Source organism: Moorena sp. SIO2C4, from assembly GCF_010672485.1.
Classification (GTDB): Bacteria; Cyanobacteriota; Cyanobacteriia; order Cyanobacteriales; family Coleofasciculaceae; genus Moorena; species Moorena producens.
The window spans coordinates 1-1,799 of sequence record NZ_JAAHGN010001286.1 but is presented as its reverse complement, the minus strand read 5'-3'; the positions used below and the strand labels follow the sequence as shown (position 1 = coordinate 1,799).

At 44.5% G+C, this 1,799-nt stretch carries 2 protein-coding genes; one reads left to right on the top strand and one right to left on the bottom strand.

Annotation, left to right across the window (positions count from 1 at the left end; genetic code table 11):
* The first annotated feature begins 315 nt into the window (after nt 1-315).
* Nucleotides 316-1,101: a hypothetical protein gene (locus F6K20_RS36685; RefSeq protein WP_008182024.1), complete on the top strand. Its 786-nt coding sequence runs from the start codon at nt 316-318 to the stop codon at nt 1,099-1,101.
* A gap of 161 nt (nt 1,102-1,262) precedes the next feature.
* On the opposite strand, the gene F6K20_RS36680 is transcribed toward F6K20_RS36685, so the two are convergent.
* The coding region (locus F6K20_RS36680; RefSeq protein WP_287298131.1) for a peroxiredoxin at nt 1,263-1,799 on the bottom strand (537 nt) is incomplete at its 5' end.

The window sequence follows — 1,799 nt, the reverse complement described above, 5'->3', positions numbered from 1 at the left end:
TGCCTGCTAGCACCTCAAGTAGCGATGCAGCTTCGGAACAGGGGAGGCAGCGCCGCCAAAGGGGGTTCCCCCCACTCGCGCTTTGCCGTGGTTTCCCCCACTCGCGCTTTGCATCAAGACAGCACCTCAAGTAGCGCATTAGCTGATAGCTGACAGCTGAATACTTACCATTAGTCATTAGACGATCATCAAACTGATCAGATTAATCAGGGTGTTAATACGGTTGGTGCTCATATCAAAAGTTAAGATTGCCTCTGATTTTTCTGGAATCATCGTCGTCGTTTCAACCTTTAGCGTTCTAGAAAAATTAATTTTATGTCCACGTCTCAAATTCCAAAACAGTCCACCTTAAGAAAAGAAATCAACTATCTGGTTGACTCGTCTAGTTTTTCTAGTGGTGAGGAACCAGTTAAATTAGTTAATGGTGGCTTTGAAGAAGGACTCAAAGGCTGGCAAAAGCTAGGACCAGGCGGGATCAAAAGAGCTAGTTTTGGCATTACTCCAACCGAGGGAGAAAAGCAGCTTTTACTAAGAACTAGCAATACCGAAGTCACCAGAACAGGTCAGCCAAAAGCCCCATCAGCCTCTAAACTGGAGGAGTTTTTATACCTGTCCACAGGAACTCTTGATTGTATTGCCCAGAAAATTTTAGACACCGTTGGCATATGTGGTACTTCTAGCAAGGTAGTCAGAGGTGCTGCTATCCAACAAATGATTACCCCTTGTGTTGGTGATACCTTAACCTTTGATTGGAATTTTCTCACCAATGAAGACGTGGGAGATGAGGCTATTGTTGCCGACTTCGCTTTCTTCTGCCTTAGTTCTCCCAAGTCCCAAATTGTCTATGAACTAGCTAACCCAATCCTAGGGGTCTTTAGTCAAGCACCGAAAAACTTTTACAACCAAACCGGATTTCAAGGATTTACTCATACCTTCACTACTGCTGGAACTTACAGCCTAGGCTTTGGTGTTGTGAATGAATTGAGTCATCAAACTCAGTCTGGGCTCATCATTGACAATGTTAAGCTAACCAGCGCTACTGTTGATGATCCGGCTTCAGTACTCAGCCTACTTTCAGTAGCCTCCTTCAAGGATGCTTAAATAGGACTTAGGCACTCAAGCTATATGTAGAGCTATATCTAGAAATGAGTTGATTTGGTTAAACTCTATCTATAGAGATTAGAGCAGATATATTAGACCAGAGATTAGACCTCCTCAGGGCATAAATCTTGTTAAAGCTTAATCCTTAGTGGGAAATCAACTCAGAAAGAAGTAGACATTAACTCATCCAGGCGAGCCAGTACTTCGGTGCTATGAATTGCTGGTATCACACCAAGGAATATTTCCCGTAGAATGCCTTCTGGATCAATGATATAGGTATGGCGTAGGGACATAATACCTAGCCAAGAACCATAAGCCTTGCTGACAGAGCCATCGGTGTCAGCTAAAAGTGGGAACTGTAAACCTTCTGATTCACAAAACTCCGCGTGAGAATCGACATGATCCACGCTCACCCCTAGGATCTGCGCATTTATCTCCATATATTTGGCCAAATCTTGCTGAAATCGCTGAGCTTCCAAGGTGCAACCACTAGTAAAGTCTTTGGGGTAGAAATAGAGTACGACCCACTTACCGTGATAATCGGAGAGGGACACCGAACCCTTACCAGTATTGGTCGGTAGGGTGAACTCGGGTGCGGGTTCATTAATAGGAGGTTGTTTGCCACCGAGAGCATGGGCAGGGTTGGCAAAATTTATCCAAGCCAGTAAAACGATCAAGCTAGCCAACAGACTGAGACG